28 protein-coding genes and 1 tRNA gene are annotated in these 25,464 nt (G+C 54.2%); 26 read left to right on the top strand and 3 right to left on the bottom strand.

Annotation, left to right across the window (positions count from 1 at the left end):
- Positions 1-5: 5 nt before the first annotated feature.
- The 9 genes from AAFN83_RS14300 to AAFN83_RS14260 all read left to right on the top strand — a co-directional run bounded on the left by AAFN83_RS14300 (position 6) and on the right by AAFN83_RS14260 (position 9,334).
- Positions 6-989 (top strand): Gfo/Idh/MocA family protein, encoded by a 984-nt coding sequence (locus tag AAFN83_RS14300; RefSeq protein WP_347770490.1) that lies wholly within the window; start codon positions 6-8, stop codon positions 987-989.
- Between the two features lie 69 nt (positions 990-1,058).
- A complete protein-coding gene (locus AAFN83_RS14295) occupies positions 1,059-1,892 on the top strand; it encodes an endonuclease VIII (protein WP_347770488.1) in 834 nt (277 codons plus the stop codon).
- 78 nt (positions 1,893-1,970) lie between these two features.
- Positions 1,971-2,567 carry a TVP38/TMEM64 family protein gene (locus AAFN83_RS14290; protein ID WP_347770486.1) on the top strand — a complete coding sequence of 199 codons (597 nt, stop codon included), beginning with the start codon at positions 1,971-1,973 and terminating at the stop codon, positions 2,565-2,567.
- A gap of 143 nt (positions 2,568-2,710) precedes the next feature.
- Positions 2,711-3,472 carry a DUF1361 domain-containing protein gene (locus AAFN83_RS14285; RefSeq protein WP_347770484.1) on the top strand — a complete coding sequence of 254 codons (762 nt, stop codon included), beginning with the start codon at positions 2,711-2,713 and terminating at the stop codon, positions 3,470-3,472.
- 182 nt (positions 3,473-3,654) lie between these two features.
- Positions 3,655-5,262, top strand: a complete 1,608-nt coding sequence (locus AAFN83_RS14280; protein ID WP_347770482.1) for a peptide ABC transporter substrate-binding protein — start codon at positions 3,655-3,657, stop codon at positions 5,260-5,262.
- A 121-nt stretch (positions 5,263-5,383) separates the two neighbouring features.
- On the top strand, positions 5,384-6,325 hold the full coding sequence (locus tag AAFN83_RS14275) for an ABC transporter permease (protein ID WP_347770764.1): 942 nt from the start codon (positions 5,384-5,386) through the stop codon (positions 6,323-6,325).
- The gene (gene opp3C / locus AAFN83_RS14270) at positions 6,318-7,337 is read left to right on the top strand and encodes an oligopeptide ABC transporter permease (protein WP_347770480.1); all 1,020 of its coding nucleotides are present in this window, start codon (positions 6,318-6,320) and stop codon (positions 7,335-7,337) included. The genes AAFN83_RS14275 and opp3C overlap by 8 nt, the downstream gene beginning before the upstream one ends.
- A 12-nt stretch (positions 7,338-7,349) precedes the next feature.
- Complete coding sequence (locus tag AAFN83_RS14265) at positions 7,350-8,441, top strand: ABC transporter ATP-binding protein (RefSeq protein WP_347770478.1); 1,092 nt, start codon at positions 7,350-7,352, stop codon at positions 8,439-8,441.
- Positions 8,414-9,334: an ABC transporter ATP-binding protein gene (locus AAFN83_RS14260; RefSeq protein ID WP_347770476.1), complete on the top strand. Its 921-nt coding sequence runs from the start codon at positions 8,414-8,416 to the stop codon at positions 9,332-9,334. The genes AAFN83_RS14265 and AAFN83_RS14260 overlap by 28 nt, the downstream gene beginning before the upstream one ends.
- A 107-nt stretch (positions 9,335-9,441) precedes the next feature.
- Here the strand turns inward: AAFN83_RS14260 and AAFN83_RS14255 are convergent, their stop codons facing one another.
- Positions 9,442-11,757, bottom strand: coding sequence for a stalk domain-containing protein (locus tag AAFN83_RS14255; RefSeq protein WP_347770474.1), 2,316 nt, complete (start codon positions 11,755-11,757; stop codon positions 9,442-9,444).
- Between the two features lie 113 nt (positions 11,758-11,870).
- Entirely contained in the window at positions 11,871-13,337 is a 1,467-nt protein-coding gene (locus AAFN83_RS14250) for a sensor domain-containing diguanylate cyclase (RefSeq protein WP_347770472.1), read from the bottom strand.
- An 88-nt stretch (positions 13,338-13,425) separates the two neighbouring features.
- On the opposite strand from AAFN83_RS14250, the gene AAFN83_RS14245 reads away from it, so the two are divergent.
- The 7 genes from AAFN83_RS14245 (at position 13,426) to AAFN83_RS14215 (ending at position 19,110) form a co-directional block, all read left to right on the top strand.
- Positions 13,426-14,235, top strand: coding sequence for a nitroreductase family protein (locus AAFN83_RS14245; RefSeq protein WP_347770470.1), 810 nt, complete (start codon positions 13,426-13,428; stop codon positions 14,233-14,235).
- A gap of 221 nt (positions 14,236-14,456) precedes the next feature.
- Positions 14,457-15,137 (top strand): nicotinamide riboside transporter PnuC, encoded by a 681-nt coding sequence (pnuC, locus tag AAFN83_RS14240; protein ID WP_347770468.1) that lies wholly within the window; start codon positions 14,457-14,459, stop codon positions 15,135-15,137.
- Positions 15,134-16,150, top strand: a complete 1,017-nt coding sequence (locus tag AAFN83_RS14235; RefSeq protein ID WP_347770466.1) for an AAA family ATPase — start codon at positions 15,134-15,136, stop codon at positions 16,148-16,150. The genes pnuC and AAFN83_RS14235 overlap by 4 nt, the downstream gene beginning before the upstream one ends.
- Before the next feature lie 41 nt (positions 16,151-16,191).
- Positions 16,192-17,085, top strand: a complete 894-nt coding sequence (locus AAFN83_RS14230; RefSeq protein WP_347770464.1) for an NUDIX hydrolase — start codon at positions 16,192-16,194, stop codon at positions 17,083-17,085.
- Entirely contained in the window at positions 17,082-17,636 is a 555-nt protein-coding gene (locus AAFN83_RS14225) for an NADAR family protein (protein WP_347770462.1), read from the top strand. The genes AAFN83_RS14230 and AAFN83_RS14225 overlap by 4 nt, the downstream gene beginning before the upstream one ends.
- A gap of 23 nt (positions 17,637-17,659) precedes the next feature.
- Positions 17,660-18,562, top strand: coding sequence for a TIGR02452 family protein (locus AAFN83_RS14220; protein ID WP_347770460.1), 903 nt, complete (start codon positions 17,660-17,662; stop codon positions 18,560-18,562).
- A 44-nt stretch (positions 18,563-18,606) separates the two neighbouring features.
- Complete coding sequence (locus AAFN83_RS14215; RefSeq protein WP_347770458.1) at positions 18,607-19,110, top strand: GNAT family N-acetyltransferase; 504 nt, start codon at positions 18,607-18,609, stop codon at positions 19,108-19,110.
- 14 nt (positions 19,111-19,124) lie between these two features.
- On the opposite strand, the gene AAFN83_RS14210 is transcribed toward AAFN83_RS14215, so the two are convergent.
- On the bottom strand, positions 19,125-19,880 hold the full coding sequence (locus AAFN83_RS14210; protein ID WP_347770456.1) for an AAA family ATPase: 756 nt from the start codon (positions 19,878-19,880) through the stop codon (positions 19,125-19,127).
- A 92-nt stretch (positions 19,881-19,972) separates the two neighbouring features.
- Between AAFN83_RS14210 and AAFN83_RS14205 the strand changes: the two genes are divergently transcribed.
- The 10 genes from AAFN83_RS14205 to AAFN83_RS14160 all read left to right on the top strand — a co-directional run bounded on the left by AAFN83_RS14205 (position 19,973) and on the right by AAFN83_RS14160 (position 25,461).
- Positions 19,973-20,521 carry a T6SS immunity protein Tdi1 domain-containing protein gene (locus tag AAFN83_RS14205; RefSeq protein ID WP_347770454.1) on the top strand — a complete coding sequence of 183 codons (549 nt, stop codon included), beginning with the start codon at positions 19,973-19,975 and terminating at the stop codon, positions 20,519-20,521.
- Positions 20,500-20,721, top strand: a complete 222-nt coding sequence (locus AAFN83_RS14200) for an SMI1/KNR4 family protein (RefSeq protein ID WP_347770453.1) — start codon at positions 20,500-20,502, stop codon at positions 20,719-20,721. Before AAFN83_RS14205 ends, AAFN83_RS14200 begins: the two co-directional genes overlap by 22 nt.
- Before the next feature lie 171 nt (positions 20,722-20,892).
- Entirely contained in the window at positions 20,893-21,279 is a 387-nt protein-coding gene (locus AAFN83_RS14195; RefSeq protein WP_347770451.1) for a hypothetical protein, read from the top strand.
- Between the two features lie 30 nt (positions 21,280-21,309).
- Positions 21,310-21,879 (top strand): suppressor of fused domain protein, encoded by a 570-nt coding sequence (locus tag AAFN83_RS14190; RefSeq protein ID WP_347770449.1) that lies wholly within the window; start codon positions 21,310-21,312, stop codon positions 21,877-21,879.
- A 63-nt stretch (positions 21,880-21,942) separates the two neighbouring features.
- Positions 21,943-22,482 carry a T6SS immunity protein Tdi1 domain-containing protein gene (locus AAFN83_RS14185; protein ID WP_347770447.1) on the top strand — a complete coding sequence of 180 codons (540 nt, stop codon included), beginning with the start codon at positions 21,943-21,945 and terminating at the stop codon, positions 22,480-22,482.
- A 42-nt stretch (positions 22,483-22,524) separates the two neighbouring features.
- Positions 22,525-22,980: a YrhA family protein gene (locus AAFN83_RS14180; protein ID WP_347770445.1), complete on the top strand. Its 456-nt coding sequence runs from the start codon at positions 22,525-22,527 to the stop codon at positions 22,978-22,980.
- Between the two features lie 14 nt (positions 22,981-22,994).
- Positions 22,995-23,495 (top strand): hypothetical protein, encoded by a 501-nt coding sequence (locus AAFN83_RS14175; RefSeq protein ID WP_347770443.1) that lies wholly within the window; start codon positions 22,995-22,997, stop codon positions 23,493-23,495.
- Between the two features lie 98 nt (positions 23,496-23,593).
- Positions 23,594-23,666, top strand: a tRNA-Lys gene (locus AAFN83_RS14170).
- 99 nt (positions 23,667-23,765) lie between these two features.
- Positions 23,766-24,644, top strand: a complete 879-nt coding sequence (gene murI / locus AAFN83_RS14165) for a glutamate racemase (protein ID WP_347770441.1) — start codon at positions 23,766-23,768, stop codon at positions 24,642-24,644.
- A 274-nt stretch (positions 24,645-24,918) separates the two neighbouring features.
- Positions 24,919-25,461 (top strand): helix-turn-helix domain-containing protein, encoded by a 543-nt coding sequence (locus AAFN83_RS14160; protein WP_347770439.1) that lies wholly within the window; start codon positions 24,919-24,921, stop codon positions 25,459-25,461.
- The last annotated feature ends 3 nt before the right edge of the window (positions 25,462-25,464 follow it).

The following is a 25,464-nucleotide window of genomic DNA, read 5'->3' as shown; positions in this document are numbered from 1 at the left end:
CCCGGATGAACGATTGGAAGGTGCTGCAGGTCGGGATGGGCAACTTCGGCCTTACCTGGCTGGAGCGTGTTCTCTCGAAGCATGAGCGGATCGGGAAGGTTATCGTGGTTGACCACCATGAGGAGAATCTCGAGAAGGCCCGCCTTATCGCGGGAGAGCGGGAGGTGGAGACCTTCTACGAAGCGGAGGATGCGCTTCGGAAGCATACCCCCGATCTTCTGATCAATGTCACCCAGCCTAATCACCACGAAGCTGTCAATGCGCTTGCCATTCAGTACCGGATTCCGATCCTGTGCGAGAAGCCTCTCTCCTTGACCTTGGAGCAGGCCATGCAGGAACGGGATCGTGCGCGGTCTTCCCGGGTACCGCTGATGGTAGCGGAGAATTATCGGTATTTCACGATCTGCCGTGAGGTAAAACGTCTCTTGGAGCAAGGGACCATCGGCCGCCTCCATGCGGTGGAAGTCGAGTTCCGCCGAGCTCACCGCATGAGCAACTACCACGGACAGATGGAGCAGCCGCTCCTGCTGGATGTGACGATCCATCATGTGGACATGCTGCGCTACTTCACGGGAGACAATGCCAGAAGCGTATCGGCCCGCGGGTGGAACCCGTCTTGGAGCTGGTATTCCGGGCTCACGAACGCCCATCTGCTCGTCTCCATGAACGGAGGAGTGGAGCTGTCTTACACGGGTTCGCTGACCTGCCGGGGAGACGAGACCGACTGGCTCGGAAGCTGGCGGTTCGAGGGCGAAAGCGGCGTGCTTCATATGGCGAACGGCCAGCTGGAGGTGAAAACCTCGGCCGGGATTCGGCGCTGGACGGTCGAGCAGGAGCGCGACAGCCGTTGGGCTGTGCTCGACGAATGCTTGGCTTCCCTGGAAGAGGAGAGACCGGGCGAGACCGATGTGGAGGATAACCTGCACACGGCGGCGATCATCGAGGCGGCGATCACCTCCATTGCCGAGGAGCGACATGTGCTTCTGTGAGGAACTGGACAGAGAGTTGTCCCCTAACTGGGATACAATGGAAGGACGACTCAATCCGGAGGTGTTCCTATGCTTGAAGTACCTGAAGCTTATGTACAAGCTCGCCAGTTGAACGAAACCGTCATGCACCGAACCATTCGCCGCGTTACGGTGAATGGTCATCCGCACAAGCTTTGCTTTTATTGGGGGGACAGCGCCCAATATCCAGACCTCTTAACTGAGCAGACCCTGACTGCTGCGGCTGCTCACGGAGGAATGATCGAGCTTGCGCTCGGCTCTCTCCGCTTGGTATTCAACGACGGGGCCAACCTGCGCTGGAGCGCGGCGGATGTCCAACCGCCGGCTAAGCATCAGCTTCTGCTTGATTTGGATGACGGGAGCTGGTTGAGCGCTTCGGTTTTGATGTACGGCGGGATTTGGGCGTTTGAGGAGGGGACAGTGGATAACCCCTATTACCAAGCTGCCTTGGAGAAGCCCTCCCCGCTTACCCCCGCGTTTGACGAATCGTATTTTGCCGGGTTGGTGGGGCAGAATGCCAACCGCCGCTTGAGCGCCAAAGCCTTTCTCGCAACCGAGCAGCGTATTCCAGGCGTAGGCAATGGGGTGCTGCAGGATATCTTGTTCCGAGCCCGGGTTCACCCGCGTTCCTCGATTCAACGCTTGGGGGATGCGGAGCTTGAGCAGCTTTTCCGAAGTGTGAAGGAGACCCTCCGGCAGATGACGGAGCAAGGAGGGCGCGACACAGAGAAGGATCTTTATGGCAGAAGGGGAGGCTACGCTACGCTCCTGTCCTCCAAAACCTATACCGATCCCTGCCCTGTCTGCGGCGGTACGGTTCGCAAGGAACCGTATTTGGGCGGCAGCATCTATTCCTGCTTGTCCTGCCAGGTCGCCGCGGTTTGATTGACAATCGTTTTGTCACACGTTTATAGTAGGAGTACTTTTAGATCCGACCATTACATCCGGGGTGGGCATGAACCGATGTCGGCAAAACTAAACCAATGGATCGACTGGCTGCTTTCGGCGACAGGGCTTGAAGGGTTTGCCATCCTGCTCATTACGATTCCTCTCGGGATCGTACAAGGGGTGTTCGGCGTGTTTCCCTTCGCTACGCTGATTCTTCTTCATATCTCCTCCCTGGGGATTGCCGGGGGATTCTTCGCCAGCTGGCTGGTGGGGGTGATCTCCGCGCTGATCGTCTTCGCCCTCTGCCGATCTGCCTTCGCAGACTGGTTCGAGCGCAAGTGGTTTGGAAAGATGACGCGATACAAACGGTGGGAGAAGACCCTGCGCCTCTATGGAGGCTGGGGGATGATTTTCCTTCGCACCATTCCAGTCATGCCGAATAACCTGATCTCCTTCTCCGCTGCGATCATCAAGATGGAGCCGAAGGATTATCTTTGGTCGAACGTCGTTGGCATTTTGTCGCACATCTGGCTGTTCGGGCTGCTGAGCGCAGCGGTTGTTTTCCCGGATACGGATGTACACAGGCTGGGAGCCGCTTACCTCGTGTTTGTCGGGATTCTCCTCTTTGCCTTCTTGTACCGTTACTTTACCCACTACCGTTACGAACGCTGAAGCCGAGCTGCTGACGACCTGCTAGCTCATCGACTCTTCCTGCATGATTTCAACAACGAGCCCCGCTTGAAATCACAGATGAGAGAGGATGAGCTGCCGCACCCGTCGGCGGACCGGCTTTTTTGATCGAAAGGAGCAAGGACATGCTGCCAACGGTTCCCGAAAGGGCACGACCTCGCAAAGCAAAGGAAAGAGCCCTCGGCAGGAGGGAAGCGCTCTATCTGCTCGTTTTGCTCGCCTTCACGGTCTTGAATATGCTGCAGGTTAGCTCGATTCGCATCGGAACGGAGTTCAGGCCGTATCCGTTTCTCGTGTGGAACCTCTTTCTCGCCTGGGTGCCGGTAGCGTTCCAGCTGTTGCTTGCTCAACTCTACACCTATCGCAAAAGCGGAATCCGAACCCTCGGCCTCTTGGTCACGGGGGCCGGATGGCTGTTCTTTTATCCCAACGCCGCTTACCTGGTTACGGACCTCCTGCATGTGTTCGCGCGCTATCCCGTAAACCCGGATCGTTACTTCTGGCACGAGCAAGCCTTCTGGACCCATCTGTTTGCTCTTCTCCTGACGGCGATGATCGGCCTGGTAATCAGCTCGTATTCCTTGCGGGCGGTCCATCGGCTTGTTCGAGAGCGCATGGGGGCATGGAGGGGAGCCTTGTTTGCCGGTGTCGTACTGGCCCTTTCGTCCTTCGGTATTTACCTCGGTCGTTTTCTCCGGCTGAACAGCTGGGACGTGCTGTTCAATCCCCGCTCTCTCGTTGGCGAGCTGGTCTCCGTCTTGAATCCCTCTCGGTATTCGTTTTTGTTCTCCTTTTGCGGCGGTATGTTTCTTATCATGCTGCTTACGTACATTGGGTTTATCTGGATGGAAGATCGTCAAAGAGAGTCATTTTCGGAAGATAATTAGTATAAGATAGGCAAATTAGATGATTATGAACCAATAACCATTTTCTGTTACTATGAAAGAAACGTGCTATGGCAGGTATATTGACGCAAATAAGTTCGAAATCTATAATTCTTACAAAAGATAGAAGTCCTGGTCGGGGCTTCTTTTCTTTTTATCCATTAATCATTAGGGGAGGAAACGTCTTGAGAAAAGCGAACCTGGTTTTGGCACTGATCCTTATTCTGGTTCTCGTCGGCTGCTCTTCGTCCAAGTCGGGCTCGACGGTCATTAACCTCGGCAAGGAAGTGGAGCTCGCGTCCATGGACTCCGCGATCGCCACCGACGGCTTATCCTTTGAGGTGATTGCCGCCACCATCGAAGGGCTCTACACCATCGATGCGGATGGGGTACCTCAGCTTGCCGCCGCGGACAAAGCCGATGTATCCGCAGACGGGAAAACGTACACTTTTACGATCCGGGATGCCAAATGGTCAAATGGCACGAAGGTATCCGCGAAGGATTTCGAATTCGCCTGGAAGCGTCTCGTCGATCCGAAGACGGCCAGCGAATACAGCTTCATCATGGGTGTGGCCGGCGTGAAGAATGCCGATGACATCGTAGCCGGCAAGAAAGGCATCGACGAGCTGGGCGTTAAGGCGAAGGACGACAAGACGCTCGTCGTCGAACTGGACCGTCCGATTGCCTTCTTCAACTCCCTCCTGGCGTTCCCCTCCTTTTATCCCATTAACGAAGCCTTCTACAAAGAGAAGGGCGATCAGTACGCCCTCAAGGCGGATGCCCTGCTTGCCAACGGTCCGTTTAAGATGAAGACCTGGGAAGTGGGCGGAACGACCTTTTACCTCGAGAAAAATAAAGATTATTACGATGCCGAAAGCATCAAGGTGGACGGCCTCAACTACAAGGTCATCAAAGACACTCAGCAATCCATCCTCGCCTATGAAAACGGTGACGTCGATTACGTAACCCTATCCGGCGAGCAGATCGTGAAATACTTGAACAGTCCCGAGTATCACAGCATCGTGGCCGGGTACCTGTGGTACCTGTCGCCCAATCAGAAGATCAAGGGGCTGGAGAACGTCAACCTGCGCAAGGCTCTGTCCCTCGCCTTCGACAAGAAGGCGGTGGTGGACGACATCCTGAAGGACGGTTCCATCGCTGCCGATTTCGCCGTTCCGACGCTGCTCGCAACCGGTCCGGACGGCAAAGATTATCGCGAAACGGCCGGAACCTATCCGACTACGAACAAGGAAGAAGCGAAGAAGTATTGGGATAAGGCCAAGTCTGAGCTCGGCATCGATTCGATCAAGCTGGAGCTTCTGTTCGAGGACACGGAATCGGCCACGCTGGTCGCCCAGTTCATCCAGTCTGAGATCGAAAGCACCTTGCCGGGCGTGAGCTTCGAGCTGAAATCCCAGCCGAAGAAAAACCGCGTCGAGCTGATGCAGAAGGGCGACTATCAAGTCGGCCTGACTCGCTGGGGTCCTGACTATGCAGACCCGATGACGTACCTCGACATGTGGACGACGGGAAGCCCGAACAACTACGGCTCCTGGTCCAACGCGGAGTATGACTCGATCATCGACAGCGCCTCGAAGGGCGACCTGGCGAGCAAGCCTGCTGAGCGCTGGGAAGCATTGAAGAAGGCGGAAGGCATCGTCATGGATCAAGCTGTCATCTTCCCGATCTACCAAAAGGGGAATGCCGTGCTGATCAAGCCGAACGTAACCGGCATCGAATTCCACTCGGTCGGGGTCAACGTCTTCTACAAGAACGCCGACAAGAAGAAATAAGCGGCAGCGATTCTTCACCCAACACCGGAAAGCTAGGGTAACGCTCCAGATGATAAGGACTCAAGTTGCGGCAGCGGATGGAACCGCTGCTGCAACTTGGTATGTTACGAGGTGAATAGACCTGAGAAACTATGTGCTCAAACGGTTGGTCATCGCCGCCGCCACCTTGCTCGCGATTCTGCTGGTTTTGTTTCTGATGCTCGAGCTGATGCCGGGCTCTCCCTTTAACGACGAGAAGATCACGGATGCTCAAAGGGCGCTTTTGAATGCCAAATATGGACTCGACCAGCCGGTCCTCGCCCGTTTCCTTCACTATGTCGGGGCCATGCTGACTGGGGATTTTGGCGTTTCCTACGTCATTCAGAAAAACATGCCGATCTCGAACATGCTGGCCGGTCGTCTGCCGGTCTCGATTCAGATCGGGCTTCAAGCGGTCGTGCTCGGCACCGCCATCGGGCTGCTGTTGGGGATCGTGGCTGCGCTTCGGCGGGGCAGCTTTGCCGACAGCTTCACGACCTTCATTGCGGTCATCGGGGTGAGCTTTCCCTCGTATGTATTTGCGCTGGGGCTTTCGTATTTCCTCGGCTCCAAGTACAAGCTGTTTCCCATTCTGTATACCACGTCGAAGCCTCTTATCTCGACCGTGCTGCCCACGATCGCTCTGTCCATGTTTACGATCGCGACGGTGGCCCGCTTCGCTCGGTCGGAGATGGTAGACGTGCTGGCTTCGGATTACTTGCTCTTATCGGAGAGTAAGGGGGTGGGCCGCAGACGTCTTATCTACGTGCATGCGCTGCGCAACGCTCTCATCCCGATTATCACGGTGCTGGCCCCCCTCGTGGTCGGCCTCATGACAGGCAGTCTCGTCATCGAACAGATTTTTTCCATTCCGGGCATCGGCAGTCTGCTGGTCACGGCCATTCAGGTGAACGATTACAACGTGATTTTGGCGGTAACTTTTATTTACAGCGTGATGTTCATTGCGATCATGCTCATCGTGGACATTCTCTATGGCATCATCGATCCAAGAATCCGTCTGGCAAAGGGGGAGAATCATGGCTGATCGATCGTACACCGAATCCCATAGGCCGGGCGACTTTCAGTTGGCAGACCCTCATGCGCGGGCGCATGTCGATCATACGTATTCCAACCAGTCCTACTGGCGCGATGCTTACCGGCAGTTTACCGCAAACAAGGGGGCCGTTATCGGCCTGCTCGTTATCGTCCTCATCACGCTCTTCGCCATCATTGGGCCGATGTTGAGCGAGCACACCTACAAATCGATGAACATCAAGCACAAGAGCCTGGCTCCTCGCATTGAGGGCTTTGAGAACATGCCTGTCTTCAACGGGGTAGCCAACGGCATCCATTCCTACAAGGAGCGCAAGCTTGAGGACGTCTACTACATCTTCGGGACCGACACGCTGGGACGCGACCTCTGGACACGAACCTGGCAAGGGACGCGCATCTCGCTCTATATCGCGCTGATCGCTGTCGCCATCGATATGGTCATTGGCATGAGCTACGGCCTCATCTCCGGCTATTTCGGCGGGGCGGTGGACAATGCGATGCAGCGGTTCATCGAAATCCTGAGCGGAATCCCTCATCTGGTCATCGTCACCTTGCTCATCGTGGTGTTGAGGCCGGGGCTTGTCACGATTACGCTCGCGCTGATGATCACCGGCTGGATCGGCATGAGCCGGGTGGCGCGCGCGCAGGTGCTCAAATTGAAGGAGCAGGAGTTTGTGCTCGCCTCGCGAACGCTTGGTGCAGGAAGCATGCGCATCATCTTCAAGGACATCCTGCCGAACATCTTCGGGCAGATCATCATCATGTCGATGTTCTCGATCCCGAGTGCGATCTTCACCGAGGCGTTTCTGGCTTTCATCGGCCTTGGGATTCCGCAGCCGATGGCTTCTCTCGGCTCGCTCATCAGCGAGAGCTTCAAGTCGATGACGATCTATCCGTACATGATCGTCGCCCCGGTCGTCGTGCTGGCCCTGCTCATGCTGAGCTTCAACCTGCTGGCAGACGGCTTGAAGGACGCCCTCGATCCGAAAATGAAGGAAATGTAGGAGGAGAGTCAGATGAACGAACCGGTATTATCCATCCGCGACTTGTCCATTTCCTTCAAGACATCGAATGGTACCGTGAACGCGATCCGGGGTGTGGATCTCGACCTGAACAAGGGGGAGACCCTCGCCATCGTCGGGGAATCCGGGAGCGGCAAGTCGGTGACGGTGAAAGCGATCATGGGAATTCTAAGCGGAAATCAGGAGATTCGCTCCGGGACGATCCAGTTTCGGTACAACCGGGACGGGGAGGAGGTCCATCAGGACCTGCTGCAGCTGTCCAAGAAGGACATGCGCCGCCGAATCAACGGCAAGCGGATTGCCATGGTGTTTCAGGACCCGATGACCTCGCTCAACCCGACGATGGCCGTCGGCAAGCAGATCATGGAGGGGCTTATCATTCATCTGAAGATGAGTCGCCCCGAAGCACATGAGCGGGCGCTTGAACTGCTTCGCCTGGTCGGCATCGCCGATCCCGAGAAGCGGATGAAGAGCTACCCGCACCAGCTGTCAGGCGGTATGCGGCAGCGGGTTGTCATTGCGATCATGCTCGCCTGCAATCCCGAGGTGCTCATTTGCGACGAGCCGACGACCGCCCTGGACGTGACCGTTCAGGCCAAGATTCTTGAGCTCATTAAGAACATTCAGGCAAAGATGCAGCTGTCGGTCATCTACATCACCCATGACCTCGGCGTAGTTGCGAAGGTGGCGGATTCCGTAGCCGTCATGTATGCGGGCAAGATCGTAGAGCGGGGAACGGTGAATGAGATCTTCTATGATCCGCGTCACCCGTATACGTGTGGACTGCTCTCCTCCATGCCGGACATCGTGACGGAAACGGAGAAGCTGTACTCCATTCCCGGCAGTCCGCCCAACCTTCTTCATGAAGTGAAGGGAGATGCGTTCGCCCCGCGAAATCGATATGCTCTGAATATCGACTTCCAGGAAGAACCGCCGATGTTTCAAATCAGTGACACGCATTATGCCGCGACCTGGCTGCTGCATGAGCAAGCGCCGTCAATGGAAATGGCCGCCAGCTTGAAGGCTCGGATTGAGACCGCCCGGAAGGAGGCAGGGGAATGGACCGAAAGCGACTCCTGGAGGTGACGGAGCTTAAGCAGCATTTTCGCGTCAGCAAGCGCTATACGGTGAAGGCCGTGAACGGCGTTTCATTCGTTATTCACGAAGGAGAGACCTACGGGCTCGTCGGGGAGTCGGGCAGCGGGAAGTCGACGATCGGTCGCTCCATCATCCGGCTCTATCAGCCGACCTCCGGGAGGGTGACCTTCGAAGGAGTGGAGATCTCCGGGCCGCTCCGCGGGAAGGAGCAGGCGCTTCTGCGCACGAAGATGCAGATGATCTTCCAGGACCCGATGGCAAGCTTGAATCCCCGGAAGAAGGTCATTGACCTCATCGCACAGGGGCTCGATATTCATAAGCTATACAAGAGCAAGGAGGAGCGCCGGGAGAAGGTGTATCGCATCCTCGATAAGGTGGGCCTTTCCCGGGAGCATGCCGACCGATATGCCCATCAGTTCTCCGGCGGGCAGAGGCAGCGGATTGGCATCGCACGCGCCCTGATCATGGAGCCGAAGCTGATCATAGCGGATGAGGCGATCAGCGCGCTCGACGTCTCCATTCAGGCGCAGGTTGTTAACCTCATGAAGGACATTCAGGAGGAGACGAATACAGCCTTCCTCTTCATCGCGCATGACTTGTCGATGGTCAAGTACATCTCGGACCGCATCGGGGTGCTGCATCTTGGGTACCTGGTGGAGACCGGAACGACGAAGGATATTTTCGAGAATCCCGTTCACCCCTACACGAAATCCCTGCTGTCCGCCATCCCGCTCGCGAACCCGATTCAGGAGAAGAAGCGGGTTGCCGTCCCTTACGATTACGCGACAAGCGGCATCGACTATGCGCTCGGCCGCGAGCAGAGCCTCTCGAACACGCACAAGGTGCTGGCGACGGACGAGGAGCTGGCCTCCTGGACGTGAGGGGGGGAGAACAAAAACAGGACCGCTTATCATGCCGTCAGGCAGGAGAGCGGTCCTGTTTCATTTAGAAAAGCCGATTCCCAAACTCGGCGTGGGCACTGATAGCTTTACTTAACGACCGTGAATTTGGTGATCCCTTTGTCGGTTAAGACAATATCACTGTAGAACAAACTGTTGAAGATGCTCGGCATGCTATAGGTTCCGTTGTAATCGCCAAAAGTGGCTGTACTGATGGCAATATCGACGTAGCCTTGGTACCAGACACCCTTTTTGAACGATTGAACCTCGGAAATGTATTTGTTGTAGCGCTCGTCATAAAGGATATCCTTGTTCTGCTTATAGGACTTGATCCGGAATTTCACAAGGCTGCGTACCCGGACTTGTCCATCGGTGACATAGATCAGGGAAGGCTCGGGATGAATGCTGCCCTCCAGTTGAATCTGGTTTTTCTTCACCCAGTCCGCATACACCTGATTGGCCTTAATCACCTGGCTCTCATTCACACCCTGGGATTGAAGCTTGTACAATTGGGTCGCCCAATTCTTGTTGTCCTTCTTGTAGTCGACATTGAGCAGCAGGGCGTAGCAATCCTGGATCCGCTTCAGCCAGATGTCGATCACTTTCTTGTCGTAATTTTCACGGCTCATGAACTGTGCCGGTGTAACCAACCGGCTTTGGTAGACGGCGAAGAGCGGCTTCTCGTACGCTTCATTCGGAATGCCTTGCAGAACATAAGGATAACTCGCTGCATTCTTAGGCAGGGAAATGGTACGGATTTTCTTGCCCCACAGGTCAACGCCCTTCAAGGCAAAGGAAGGAAGGGGGCTCGGAAGCGTGAAGTCCACTGTTTTTTGCCCGTCTTCCGTCTTGAGGGTGGATGTGCCGGACAGGATCGACTCCACAAAGGAAACAGGCAAGTAGAACTCCTTGTTTAGCAGGACGGGCTGACCGGTCAGATAGCTCGTCGAGTCTCCTTTGTACAGACGGCTGTCTCCCGCCGTCATGGAGTAGAGGGTGTTGCCTGCGATGAACATGGCGCTTTGGGTGGAGGGAACCTGAATGATAGAGGCGCCAAGCTTCTCCAGAAAACGCAGGGGAATCATGGCGATCCCTTTCTCATTCAGGAAGACGCCCGGGCCTCCGAGATCAAAGGGCTCACCCTTGATGGTGAAGCTCAATTCTTCTACGCGTTTGGGCGCGGGTGGGGTTATCTTCTTGTAGCCGGGCAGGGGGATCTGAACGGGCACGTTGATGTGCTCGTTTTTTCCGTTCAACAGCAGTTGGCGGAAGTTCTCTCCCCAGCCCCATACCGAACCGTCTGTGCTCTGGGCGTAGACATGAGAATCCGCTGCGTAGACCGACTGCACCTTCGTGAGGCCGTCTACTTTCACAGGCTCCCAGGACCATCCGGTCTTCCAGTCCGCTGCGAGCTGTCCGTATTCATTGTCACCCCAGACCCAGACCGATCCGTCCTTGGTGACAGCGGCCGAAACGTCGGAGCCGGCTGAAATCTGTATCGCATTCTTCAATCCCTTGGCTTGAACGAATTTGGTGGAGACCTCATTGTCGTCATTGGTACGTTTGATACCGTCTCCCAACTCGCCCTCGCTGCCGTCTCCGATCCCCCACACGGTTCCGTCCTTGCGAAGCACGAGCAGCCGGTCTTTTTGAGCAGACAGTTGGACGACTTGCGTCATGCCCGACACTTTTTTGGGAACGTCGCTCTTTTGTCCGATCGTGGAGGAGGCGTACGTGGGGTAGCAGTTGCCCCAAGTCCATAGATTCCCGTCTTTATCAATCGCCGCGGAGTATTGGAGTCCCGCAGCAATGGCGACGACATTGCGGAGGTTCTTCACCTGCTTGGGCGTGATTTCGATCACGGTTGGTCCCCAAGTGTTTTTGTCCTTGCCATGCGAGCCGATGCCAAGCTCCCCGTCCTTATTGGAGCCCCAGGCCCATACGGTTCCGTCTGATTTGAGGGCCAGGCTGTGCGAGATGCCGGCGGCAATGGATTTAACCGAGGACAAGCCGTTGACCTTGATCGGCTTTGCGATTGTCTCGGTTTTCTCAATCAGGGGTTTTGTGCCCAATTGACCGGTGAAGTTATTTCCCCAGCCCCATACGGTACCGTCCGACTTGAGAGTCAAGGTGGTGGTGCCAAGTGTGGAGATGTCCTTCACCTGAGTCATCAACTGGATGGGGGAAGGCGCTTCGCGAAGGCCTGGACGGCCCAATTGGTTGTAGTTGTTGGCTCCCCAGGCCCATAAGGTGCCGCTCGATGAGAGCGCTAGGGTGACATGGTCATCCCCGGCGATCCTCCAGGTGGTCCCAGCAGCGGTCGCGGGAGCAGGGGCAGTAGGGAGACTTCCGACAAGCAGGATCAGGACGAGCAGAAGCAGGCAGAACGATTTTCTTCGATTCACGACAATTTCCTCCAATAGAAGCAGCTTTCTGTGCTATTTCGACAATGGAGGAGCGAATTCCTTCATTTACCAATCATTAATTTAATCGTTGGATAAGGGGAGAGACAGCCGCATTATTTGGCCTTAAAGCGTTTCTTATTCTTGTACATCTCGTGGTCCGCCCGCTCGATCAAATCCTTAACGCTCACCGTTTCCCCAGGCTCGCAGACAAATAAGCCATAGCTGATGGACAGGGAGTAGAGAGGACCGGGCTCGCCGTTTCGTTCCTCCAGCTCGACTTGAATCTCGTCCCAGATGGCCAGCACCTCTTCCCTGTCTTTGCTGAAGACCAGAATGAACTCGTCTCCCCCGTATCGAAAAAGGAAGTCATCTGCATCCAGGCAGCTTCGCAGCACGCGGCTAGCCTCCAGAATGAGCTCATCTCCGACGGCATGACCCCATTGGTCGTTGACCTGCTTCAAGTCGTTGATGTCGGCAAAGCATACCGTGAGCTTCGAACCCTCTAGGCGCTCGTCCAGTCTCTTTTCCAGCAGCGCCATGCCGTAGCTGCGATTGGGAACATCGGTGAGCGGGTCGGTGGTCGCGTGCTTTTCCAGCTCGTATTCGATCTTCTTCAATTCGGAGATATCCGTAACCCCTGCGAGCACGCAAGTTTCATTCTCAAAGTCGATCAGCTCATAATTGATCATCACCCACTTTTTGGCGGTGGGCGAAACATTTAACTGGCATACCTTGTTGCGCGAGCTTCCCGTTCTCTCCAGCTCGATTCGGATGTTCTCCTTGCTGGCGGCGTCCGGGTAGGTGATGGAGGCATCTGCTGCGTCAAAGCCAATGGTGAAGAGGTCAAAGAGTTGAGAAGCCTTAGGATTGATCAGCAGGATTTTATCGTCGGACAGCCGGGACAAGACGAGTGGAAACGGATTGACGGCAAACAGCTTGCGGAGCTTTTGCTCACTTTCCCGCAATCGGCGTTGGACGGTGAACTCTCTTGTCTTATAATGGTAAAAGAGGCTGACGATGAGGATGGCGATCGCCGCAGCGGCGGTTGTGTTGATCTGCTTGGTCAGCAACTGCCCGGCCATTTGGTCCGTTTGATACAGCAGAACGAGGAAGACAAGATGATTCGTCCCTGCCAGCAGGATGAAGACAAGCGGACGAATGGGCAGCAGGATGGAAATGCCGAGCAAGATGATGAGATACGCATCGACGTTGCCGTTCCAGAGCTGGCTGTTCAAGGAAGAGAAGGAGCCGATGCCAAGGTAGATGGCAACGATGCCGTATATGACAATGACCGAGATGCGGCTGAACCCAGCGGATAACTGAAAACGCAAGCGGCGATACAGAGCAAGGAACAGGATGGAGATAACGGCCGAGAACAGGTGGGTGACGATCAGGCCTGTTCGATAGCGTTCCGGCATGTCCCGGTTCAATTGAGAGAAATCCACAAAAAAGAAATAAGGGTACCCGACAAGCAAAAAGATCGAGATCCATTTGATCCGCCAGAGCAAATACTCGTTGTACCAACGAGAGAAGGCGGAGGATTCGTCCGCTCGGGGAGACCGGTAGGAAGGAGCGCTCACGGGATTCATCCTTTTGGATAGATTCAGGTAGTCCTATTGTAGCACAGTAGAGTGGAATATTTTACAATATATGACGGGAGAAACAAAGATGAGAATCATTCAAATGAGTCAAGAGCTCTATGCCAGCATGGATTCGCGAGTGTCGAGAAGAAATTTTACGGCGCCGCCCCATCAGGGCCAGTTGGCTGAGCTGCGAGCGTACGCCGATGAGTTGAATGCGGAGGCGGGTGGGACCATCCGTTTCGGGATTTGGGAGGATGGAGCGGAAGAGGTGTTCGGAGGCCTGTCCAACAGCTACGGTATGTTTAAAGGCGTGAAGGCGTTCATGGCTTTCATCGGCCGAATGGAGGGCAATCCCAAACAGGTGAAGACCCTGGCCGGTTACTACGGCGAGCAGTTGGTTCTGAAAGCGAACAGGATGGGGTTGGGCACCTGCTGGGTGGCGGGTACCTTTGATAAGGCGATGGCGAAGCGGGTTGCGGGTGTGGAAGAGCCGGAGCAGCTCTTGTGTGTCTGCCCGGTAGGTGAGACACCGGAGAGCTTAAGCCTGCGGGAGAAGCTGCTGAAGGGCTTCTCCACCACGAGGAGGCGGAAGCCTCTGGAGGACATCGTGCGCAACGCGGATCGATTCGTCGAGGCACCCGGCTGGATGCGCTCAGCCCTGGAGGCAGCCCGAATCGCGCCGTCGGCCTTGAATGCGCAGCCGTGGCGTTTCCATCTTCAGCCGGAGGAGCAGGCGATTCAAGTGACGGTCGAAGGACGCGCAAGCAAGGAGCCGGTCGACCTCGGCATCGCCATGGCGCATCTGGAGATCGCGGCACTCGCCGCAGGCAAGCGGGGCACATGGACGGAAGAGGGTGAGAGCTGGACCTTTCGGGTGACGGGGGAGGCTTTATGAAGATCCTCAAAAAGGAAGAATTGTTCCACTACATCTCGCAAGGGGAATCTGCCCTGTCACAAAGAACAAGAAGCGCCTCATGATGCAGGCGCTTCTTTTGCTTGTATGGGGGACTATTTTGATTATACAAAACCACTTGCACATCATGTCTTTTTCTGGTATCTTGATAGTAACAAAATGATATTAACAAAAAGATACGAACAACACGAGGAGGGCTTATCATGCGAAGGATTTTGAGTCGGTGGAGCATCTATGAGTTGATTTGGTTAGGGTTATTTTGTGGAACCGCCATCGGGATTACCGTGATCTCGAAAGATACCCTGTTTGGCTTCACCGTGTTCTTGACCGGCGTGCTGTGCGTGCTGCTGGCGGCCAAGGGCAGCCTGATGACGTACGTATTCGGGATGTACAATACGTTCGGATATGCCTATCTGGCGTATGGAAATGGACTTTATGGCGAGGTCATGCTGAACCTGCTCTTTTTCGTACCGATGAACGTCATCGGGTTTGTGATGTGGAAGAACCACCGCGAGGAGGGGAAGGTGGTCATGAAGCAAATGAGCGGCAAGAGCCTGCTCGGGGTAGCGGCGATCAGCGCGTTCGGAAGCTTGGCTCTCGGGTTCGCGCTCTCGTTCATTCCCAGTCAAAACTCCCCTTACATCGATGCGCTGACCACGGTGCTGTCCGTGATGGCGACCTTCCTGATGGTGAGGCGTTATAAGGAGCAGTGGCTTCTTTACATCGTGCTCAACCTCTTCACCGTCGTGCTGTGGGTCATTCGTCTCTTGGACGGAAGCCCGGACGGGGCGCTGATGATCGTCATGTGGAGCGCGTACCTGATCAATGCGCTCTATGGCTACTACACCTGGAACAAAGGTGCGAAGGAGGCTGTCGCTTCATGAAAAAGCTGGGATTAACCCTGGGCAAGTTTGCCCCTTTTCACAAAGGCCATCAATATATGATCGAAACGGCATTGCAGGAAGTAGACGAATTGATCGTGGTGATCTACGAGACGCAGGTTATGCCGGTCCCTCTGCACATTCGGGCAGGATGGATTCGCAAGCTGTATCCGACAGTGCGGGTCATCGAGGCGTGGGACGGACCGGACGGGTACTCGGATGATCGAGAACACGAGATTCGGGAAGAGCAGTATATCCTGGGGCTCTTGCAAGAGGGAGAGCAGGTGACGCATTTTTATTCCAGCGAGTTTTATGGCGAGCACATGAGCCGGGCATTGGGTGCGGTGGATCGTCGGGTGGATGAGGCGCGCAAGCAGGTACCGGTCTCGGCGACGATGATTCGCTCAAATCCTTATCAGTACCGGAAGTTTGTGAGCGATCTTGTGTACCGGGATCTGATCACGAAGGTGGTCTTCCTGGGTGCGATGTCCACAGGGAAATCGACCCTCACCGAAGCGCTCGCCCGCAAATACAAGACCGCCTTCGCCAGTGAATACGGCCGGGATTACTGGGCGGAGCATCAGGTGGATCGGCGAATCGGCCTGGAAGCGTTCGACGAGATCGCCGTGGGGCATATCGAGCGCGAAGAGCGGGCCCTCCTGGAGGCGGACCGGTACCTGTTCGTGGATACGAATGCGATCACAACTTACATGTATGCCTTGGATTATCACGGCCGAGCTCCGGAGTTGTTGACGCGGCTCGCTTTGGAAAATGCACAGCGGTACGACCTCGTGTTCCTGTGCGAGGATGATATTCCCTATGACGATACGTGGGACCGCAGCGGAGAGCAGAAGCGGAGCGTGTTCCACAAGCAGATTATCGCGGATCTGCTTGCGCGGCGGATCCCTTACATCCCGCTCAAGGGAAGCTTGGAGGAACGGATTCGCAAGGTAGATGAGGTGCTGGCGGGGTTTACGTCTTATCGCAACTACTATGGAGAAATGATTCGCTGCTAGACGGCGCGTTTGTACCTTTCAAGAGAGGATGGTTGATCAATATGGAATTGAGAGATCACGATGGACTGACGGAGCAAGAGTTTCTTGCCGGCTATAAGCCGGGGGATTATGAGCGGCCTTCGGTAGCGACGGACATGGTGATCTTTACGGTCACCGAGGCGCTGGAGGACAACTACCGCAAGCTCCCCAAGAAGGAGCTGCGGGTTCTGCTGATCGAGCGGGGCGGCCACCCTTTTCTTGGCAAGTGGGCGCTGCCTGGCGGTTTCGTCCGACCGGATGAAACGACGGAGCAGGCGGCAGCACGTGAGCTCGAGGAGGAGACGGGGGTCGCTCACGTTCACCTGGAGCAGCTGTACACGTTCAGCGACGTCGGTCGTGACCCGCGGATGTGGATCATGAGCTGCAGCTACATGGCGCTCGTGAACAGCAGCGAGCTGCAGGTGAAGGCCGGGGACGACGCTGCGAAGGCGGCCTGGTTCCAGGTGAGCTATCGCCTGCTGCGGGAGGAGAAGGAGCCGATCCAGGACGGCTTCGTCAAGACGTTCCGGTACGAGCTGAAGCTGGTGTCAGAGGAAGCGGAGCTCGTGGCAGTGGTCGAGCGAATCGTCACGAAGACGCTGACCATGACCGAGACCCGGTATGCCATCGTATCGAATGAGGGGCTGGCGTTCGATCACGCCAAGCTGATCTCCTGCGCCATAGAGCGCTTGCGGGGCAAAGTGAACGACTCGGATCTTGCGCTCCATCTCATGCCGAAGCTCTTCACGCTAACCGAGTTGCAGCAGGTGTACGAGGTCATACTCGACAAGGAGCTGCTAAAGGCCGCTTTCCGTCGGAAGGTAGCCGATCTAGTGGAGGAAACGGATCATTATACCGAGAATGCGGGACATCGGCCATCCCGGTTATACCGAAGAAGATTGGAGGAGATCGAATGATCTACAACCTGGATTCCTTGCGCAAGGCCTATGGTGCGGGAGAAACGTTCAAGTTCCTCTTTTTCTGGGGACATACGCCCTCCGCAGAGGGAACCGTGGACAAGAGCTGCCTCTCCCAATGGTGGATGAGTTCGTTTCTCGTAGACGGCATCTCTTATTCCTGTGCCGAGCAATATATGATGGCCGAGAAAGCGAGGCTTTTCGGTGACGAGGAGCGGCTCGCGGACATCCTGAAAGCCAACCATCCCAAAGAGATGAAAGCCTACGGCCGTGCCGTGAAAAATTTTGATAAAGCCCTCTGGGACAGCAAGTGCTACACCATTGTAAAGCGAGCAAGCCTGGAGAAATTCTCGCAGAATGCCGAGCTCGGGGCCTTTTTGAAGGCAACCAAGAAGCGAATTCTGGTGGAAGCCAGTCCGCGCGACCGCATCTGGGGGATCGGGATGGGAGCGGCCAATCCCGACGCGGAGAACCCGACAAAATGGCGGGGGCGCAACCTGCTTGGCTTCGCCTTGACGGAGGCCCGGGACGAACTGTTGAAATCGGAATGAACGATGGAAGGAGAGAATCAATCATGAATCGAAAAGAAATCGCGCAGGAGACGCTGTCCATTCAGCAGGAAGGCTTCTATGTTCCCTACAAGACACGGGTCAGCATTGCGGCGGCGCAGAAGCATTCGGAGGAGAAGAGTGAGCTCATCACCCCGGAGCAAGGAAAGGAAATCGTGAAATCCATTCAGGGGCGGCTGAAGATAGAGGGGTCGGCAGCTCCGAAACAAGATGCTCCGCTGGGGGCAGACCCAATCGGTTTCCCGACCTCACGGTCCGAATCCACTCGGCAGGTCGAGTGCTCGGTCGCCAATGAAGCGACCGTCCGAGCCGTTCTAGATGCGGCTAGTGCGGGAAAAAGCTCGGTCGGCGTCCTCAATTTTGCCAGCGCCAAAAACCCCGGAGGCGGCTTCCTGAGGGGAGCCATGGCCCAGGAGGAGAGCCTTGCCGCCTCCAGCGGGCTGTACAGCACGCAGCTCCGCCATGAGGAGTATTATCAGGCCAATCGGGCCTTTCGTTCGATGATGTATACCGATCATGCCATCTACTCACCGGATGTCGTGTTCTTCCGAGATGAACGCTTTGCCTTCTTGTCCACTCCCGTTACGGCTTCGGTGCTGACTCTGCCTGCTGTGAACTTCGGGCAGGTTCTCCAGAAGGGCGAAGACCCGGAGAAAGCCGAACGGGTGATGAAGGAACGGATGCGGCTCGCCCTCGCGATCTTTGCCGCACGCGGAGACCGGCATCTGGTTCTCGGAGCCTACGGCTGCGGTGTATTCCGGAATGATCCGGTAAAAGTAGCCCGTTGGTGGAGAGAACTGCTCGTGGAGGAAGGCTTCGGCTCCTTGTTCGACACGGTACGCTTCTCGGTTCTGGATTCGTCCCGGAATCGAGCCTGCATCCAGGCATTTGAAGCCGAGTTTGCATAGGGATTGGATGTTACCAGGGAGCGCAGCGAAAGGAGTGAGGAGATATGAGTCTGATCATTCGGCAGATGCGCATGGAGGACATTGAACCGATCTATCATGCCTTTGCAGAGCATCAAATCAATAAACCGATGGACTATCTCAGGACTTGCTGGGAAGAAAATCAAACCGGAGTAAGAATCACGTGGGTAGCCGTAGAGGACGATCAGCCTGTGGGTGCCGTGCATCTTCTTGTGAATTCCCATTATGTTGGGTTCTCCGAAGAGGAGATCCCAGAAATTAACGATTTCAATGTCATTCCGCCCTTCCGAAAAAGGGGGATCGGCCATGCGCTGATGGATGCGGCCGAACAGTTCGCAATCCCCCGATATGGAGCCGTTGGCATTGGTGTAGGGTTATTTGGAAGCTACGGGAGCGCTCAAAGGCTTTATGCCAAGAGGGGTTATATCCCGGATGGGAAAGGAATCGCATATAGAGGGGAATCGGTCGAGCAAGGAAGCACCGTGAAGGTGGATCATGATTTGGCCTTATACCTCACAAAATCGGGATGACCTATCTCGATTCGTCACTCCCCCATTAGCTCGGCCAGCATTTTTTGCGGATGATTGAGAAATTGCCGGGTGATGAGGAAGTGATCGGTCTCCTCGTACGCGATTTTTTCCAGGCCGTTGTCGGTTAATTGATAGAGGTCTGCCTCGGGGTAGGCCATGAGGATCGGGGAATGGGTCGCGATCACGAATTGGGAATCCTTCTGGACAAGCTGGTGAATGCGCGAGAGCAGCGCCATCTGGCGGAAGGGGGATAAGGCTGCTTCCGGTTCGTCCAGGAGATACAGCCCGTGGCCGGAGAAACGGTGCATGAAGGTGGCAAAGAAGGATTCGCCGTGGGATTGCTCGTGTAACGATTTGCCGCCGTAAGACTCCTTGATCTTAGGGGCGCCGGAGACAATCTGGTCCAGCTCCTCGATGTTCGTCGCCAGGTTATAGTAGCTTTCGGCGCGGAAGAAGAAGCCGTCTCGCGGCCGCTTCACCCCTCGTCCGAGGCGGATGGCTTCATAGAGAGGGGAGTGAGTGGCGGCGGTGGAGAAGGAGAAGTTTAAGGTGCCTCCTTCGGGATTGAACCCCCAGGCGACTGCGAGTCCTTCCATCAGCGTCGACTTGCCCATGCCGTTTTCCCCGATCAGGTAGGTGACCTTCGGGTGGAATTCGATCGTGTCCAGGTGCCGAACGGCGGGCAGGGTATAGGGATAAATCTCATCATTAGAGATGCGCTCCTGGAGCAACTGCGCCCTGCGGAGGTAGGGAGCTGAAGGCTGCTGCACGAAAATCACTCCTATCATAGAGAAGAAGTTCATACTCGGGTAAATGAACATGATGATATGCTAGGCTTGAACACAAGATGGAGGTGATCGCTATGATCCATATGGATTTAAGAGACTTTGTACCTCATAAGACAATATCCGCAACTACAATAGAAAAGTATCGAGACAAAGTCCCCCATGACATAGTCAAGGTTTGGGAGCAATACGGGACAGGTAGTATAAAAAATGGCTATATAAAATGGATTGACCCGGATGAGTATGCAGACTTGGTCACCATCTCGTATTTCCGAGGTGAAGGTTCGATTCCCCTGTTTGCCACTTCTATGTGTGATATTATCACATTTGAGGAAAATAAATACCTCCGGTTGGTGAAGTATCGAAAGGGAGGGTTCTCCATCATTCCGACAAGCCTAACATTGTTCTTTTCTGATTTGTTGGATGAGGCCTTTTGCAACAGGCATCTGGATTGGGCTCCCTATGGAGAAGCCATAGACCGGCTGGGAATACCTTCCTATGAGGAGGGCTTTGGGTATGTTCCCTTGCTCGGCTTGGGAGGGGCAGAGAAATTGGAATATTTGCAAAAAGTACGCATTTTCGAACACATTCAATTGATTACGGAATGCATGGGAGCGATAAAGTAGCGGAATACGTGGTCATCGAGGATTGCGGAGAATTCGCGTACTGCCTGGATAAAGGGAATGCATCGAATGGCGAATGTCCCATCATCGCATGGGATCGAGCAGCGGGGTTCAATGGCAAACGAGCAACCGATTTTTATGAATTTTTCTCCGAAAGCTCCAAGACGCGAAAGAAGGCTGGGATGAGGAGTAGCGCAAGATGATCACCATAACCAGAAGGGGAAACCATTCGATTCATCAAGTGCAGGCTGGAGCCGGACTTTTATCCTGCCGAGATGTGTGAGGTCCGCTATGGGCAAGAGCCTGTTACGATTTACGGTTTTATGCAAAAGGACAGCAGAGAGAGGTAGACAATCTGTAAGGGATGCACCCCAATGAGTGAGTCCATCGATACCTTTACCTCCGAGATCCCAATGGAGCAGATGACGCTCTTGCTCCGACTGGGAAAGGAGTATTCCTTTGATCCCCTGTCCTCGATCGAGAGCGAACAGTACTTTCGAAGGCTGCTGGACCACTGCCAGGGGAATAGCAGCGATGAACAGAGAGAGTGGCTGAGAACGATTGTCGCCAAGGAGTTTGAAGTGGTAGACAAAAAGCCCGAATGGATACAAGACCCCGAATGGCCGTTCTATGACGGGAGGCCGATGACTTTTATTGGGCAGTTGGAGACGAAGTGCGAGATAAGAAGCGTTCATCATTCGGTTGTCTTCTATGTATTTTGGGACCCGGAGAGCGGAACAACGACGACCATTACCCAGTAGGAACGGGGAAACCATGGAGGAGCCCACGGAATGATCCATTACGGCGAATTATATTACGATCATTACAGCACCTATCTAAGAGAGCCGAGTAATCGAGAGGTATTTACGAGCTCGAATGATTTGCCTAGTATACAGGTCCTAATGTATGAGAACGTGTTTGAAGAGTGCAGGGTCTTCAATTCGCTTGGGTTTAGCAAGGTTGAGGACATCGTAGGGATGAACGCGGAGGTTTCCATGGTCGTGGATGGTGCTTTTGACCTTACGGGGTACCTTCTTGCAAGCGCATTATTTGTTTGTATCCACAACAAAATCCAAATGGGAAGGGGAATCGCGATTAAAGGTCTGGAAAAACTGGATCAAGCGTTCGTCCAGACGTACAACAAAAGCGCCATTTATTTTACGGACCCCTACGCATTCCCGGATGAGTATCGTCATGTTCGGACTCCAACCGGGGAGCGAGAGGGGCGAGTCTTATTGGCGTTCTTTATTACCGAATCCGAATGCGAATACTTTACCCGCTATGGAGCGGATGCATTTGAGGACCTGCTCGAAGAAAAGGACGTCGATCCGTTTCAGGTTAACCGAGAATCGGTGATCTGACCGGATCAGAATTTCCCATTATGGGGTTCGAAGCAGGACGTTCATTGGAGAGGAGAATGGATGATGGCGGTCTTGGATGATTTTATCAAAAAAGAAGAGGCTCCGTTAAGCGTAATCGAAACATACAAGGATAGCGTGCCTGCTCAAGTGGTTGAACTATGGAGAACATGCGGATTTGGCAGCCTGAACAACGGTTATCTCCGGGTGATCAATCCAGATGATTATCAAGAGGTTTTGCGTGATACCTACACGAGATACGAAAAGGCGATTCCCTTATTCACCACAGCGATGGGCGATGTGATCGTTTGGGAAGAGGGGTACTTGCTCGTGCTTATTTACAGGAAACAGGAAGTGAATGTGGCGGCAAAGAACTTTAAATTCTTCTTGCAGGATATTCGGGATGAGTATTACTTGCAGGATGTTATGGATTGGGCCCCCTATCCTGATGCCGTCAACCAGTACGGGGCACCTGCTTTTGACGAATGCTTCGGGTATGTTCCCCTTTTGGGGTTAGGGGGAATCGAGAAGGTTGAAAACCTGAAAAAGAGGAAGATGCTGGAACACCTCCACTTGATAACGGAGATCATGGGGCCAATGGAGTGAGCGTGAGGATTTAACGAATACATACGAAACGAAGGTGATACGATGTGGAGAGAGCAAGTTGAACAGATCGGCAAGATAAGGGCGGAGCGGAACCGGAAACTCAATGCACCTGCCAATGGGAACGAACTTTCACGATTTCGTGAAGCCGTAGTCGAAAAATTCGGTGAAGAGGTACTGCCGCAGCAATACTGCGAATTTCTACAAACCGTTAATGGCATTGAATTTAATGGACTTAAGATTTACGGGATCGACCCGTTCTTGTTAGATTCTGACCCAATCAATCAGGTGGATAGCTTCTTTGACGCCAACGAAACATGGGAGGACATTCAAGACGAAGATGAGTTGATGTTTTTGGGGGATTCTGATATCGCGTGGTATTGTTATAACGTTTCGAAACAACGTTTTGTGGAACTCGATAAACCCTCGGGGGAGCTGATGGAAACATTCCCCGATTTTGCTGCTATGCTTGAATCCGCTTTCTTAGCCGCACTTAGGTAATAGGAGGAATAGAAGTGCAACTAAAACCAGAAATAAGGGCTGCCTTAGAAAGCATCCAGTTTATTGATCGATATAAAGCATTATCAAGAAATTATTCTTTTGACGGTAGGGAGAAGTTCAGGGATTATGACAATCACCAGGTTTTACATATCCTTGATGAATTGGGGTATAAAGCAACCTTTAATAAGAAAGAAAAGTTCTTTAAGATAGTAGAAAAGTTACCTTCCTATCAATTTCAATTTACTATTTCTCTTTCCCATAGTGTAATCGAATTTATTTGGGCGGTTTGGAAGGATGGAGAGTTGAAAACGGGAAGTCCTTGGGACACCCTAAAAGAATTAGTAGATGGTACTGAAGATTTGGTAAGCTCTCCAGTGTTTCGTCATTATGAGGACTTAAAAGGAATTCTGACAGAGTCCTTACGGATGTATCAGGATTTTAAGCAAGAACTCTTGTCCATCTATGGTGTAGATAATTCCGGGGACAGTAGCGAGGGGCTGCCCAGTGCCGAATGAAGTCAGCATTCACCCCCTCATACAGACAACCCATGCTGGTCACCGAATCCCTTATTGCATCCCCCATATAACCGTGCTATTATAAGACTCGTTGTCTCGGGTCTGTAGCTCAGCTGGCAGAGCAGGTGACTCTTAATCATCAGGTCGTGGGTTCGACCCCCACCGGACCCATTTCATATCGAGCACAGGAGAACAGCCACGTCCGCGTACCTGGTTGTTCTTTTTCTGTTCTCCCCGTGGTACATTCATAGTGCAAGTGAAGACGAGGCGGTGAAGGAATTGAGCATCGTGGTATTCGATTCGGGGCTTGGCGGGTTGACCGTACTGCACGAAGCCCTGCAAGTGTTTCCTCACGAACACTACATCTATTATGCCGATAACGGCCATGTTCCCTATGGCATCAAGACGAAGGAAGAGGTGCGCTCTTGCATCCTCGCTTCGATGGAGGCAACCATTACGGATGAGACGCGCGCGCTCGTCGTCGCCTGCAACACGGCGACCAGCATCGCTATCGGCGACCTCCGCAAACGGTACGGTTTTCCTGTGATCGGGATGGAGCCGGCGGTTAAGCCGGCGGTTGAGCTAAGCCGCTCTACCGGACGGCGGGTGCTGGTGCTGGCTACCGCACTCACGCTGCGCGAGGCCAAGTACCACGACCTGGTGAATCGCTTGGGCGATTCCGGCCGAATCGACTCGCTGCCGATGCCCGGTCTCGTGACCTTGGCCGAGGAGCTGGTCTTTACCGGACCGCGAGTACAGGCTTACCTGGAAGAGACGCTTGGCGGCTACGATTGGACGAAGTACGGAACGATCGTTTTGGGCTGCACCCATTTTCAATTTTTCCGTACCGCACTGGAGGCATTCCTGCCGCCGCATGTGGAGCTGATTGACGGAAGCGAGGGGACGGTTCGCCGGCTGCACGATCTCGTCACCCACAGCGGTGCAATCGAACCAGACACTTCCGAGGTACAGGGAGGGGATCCGGCTTCTGGGGAGCTCCAAGGGGATGGGGCTGAACCGGTGCCCGAAGAACGGGTAGAGTTCCGCTATTCCGGTTCGGAGCCTGCTTATGAACAGCGCATGCGTGACGCACTCGCGTGGTATACAAGGAATAGAGCACAAGCGGGGGAAGATCCCCCTAAGCCATAAATGAGAAAACACAGAGTCTCATCCGTTGGGCAAGAAGGGCGTTGGAGGCAGGGGGAACCCCTGATCCAGCGTCTTTTTTTATGGGTTTGGACAACGTTGGAGGAACCTTCTTAAGCTCTTAGCTCGCAGGAAGGTTTTGTCGAAAATTCGCCATTGCGAAATATGCGCGTTGTTGTATAATAGTCTGGTTAATAATAAACATATTGTTATGCAATTGTAAACAAACTTTAGCTAAGGTTTAGCGGTGGTAAACCAAAACGAGTGAGGGTATAGCATGAATATCGGCAAAAAGATCAAGAACCTGCGCCTCAAGAAAGGGCTCACCCAAGAAGAATTGGGCGAGCGGACCGACCTGAGCAAGGGCTACATCTCCCAGCTGGAACGCGACCTGAGCTCTCCGTCCATCGAGACCTTTTTCAGCATCCTGGAGGTGCTCGGCTGCAAGCCGAAGGACTTCTTTGACGAAGACGAACGCGAGCAAAAGGTCGTGTACGGCGCGGAGGACCTGAACGAAATCGAGGATACGGAACGGGGCTTCCGCATCCAGTGGCTCGTGCCCGATTCGAACGAGCGTGTCATGGAACCGATCCGGCTCAGTCTGGACGTTCGCGGGCAGTTCAAGGAATTTGAGCCCTCTCTGTCAGAGACGTTTGCTCTCGTGCTGAAGGGTCGGATTCAAATCCGCCTCGGCCAGCGGGTGTACACCGCCAAGGCAGGCGACACGGTGTATTATTATGCATCAGACGAGCATCAGATCGTGAACGACGGTGAAGGTCCGGCCGAACTGATTCTTGTCGCAACGGACTCATATTTGTAAGGA

It is taken from the genome of Gorillibacterium sp. CAU 1737 (assembly GCF_039888655.1).
Classification (GTDB): domain Bacteria; phylum Bacillota; class Bacilli; order Paenibacillales; family NBRC-103111; genus Gorillibacterium.
Note: the sequence above shows the minus strand (reverse complement) of the source record. Positions and strands in the feature narration are given on the sequence as shown.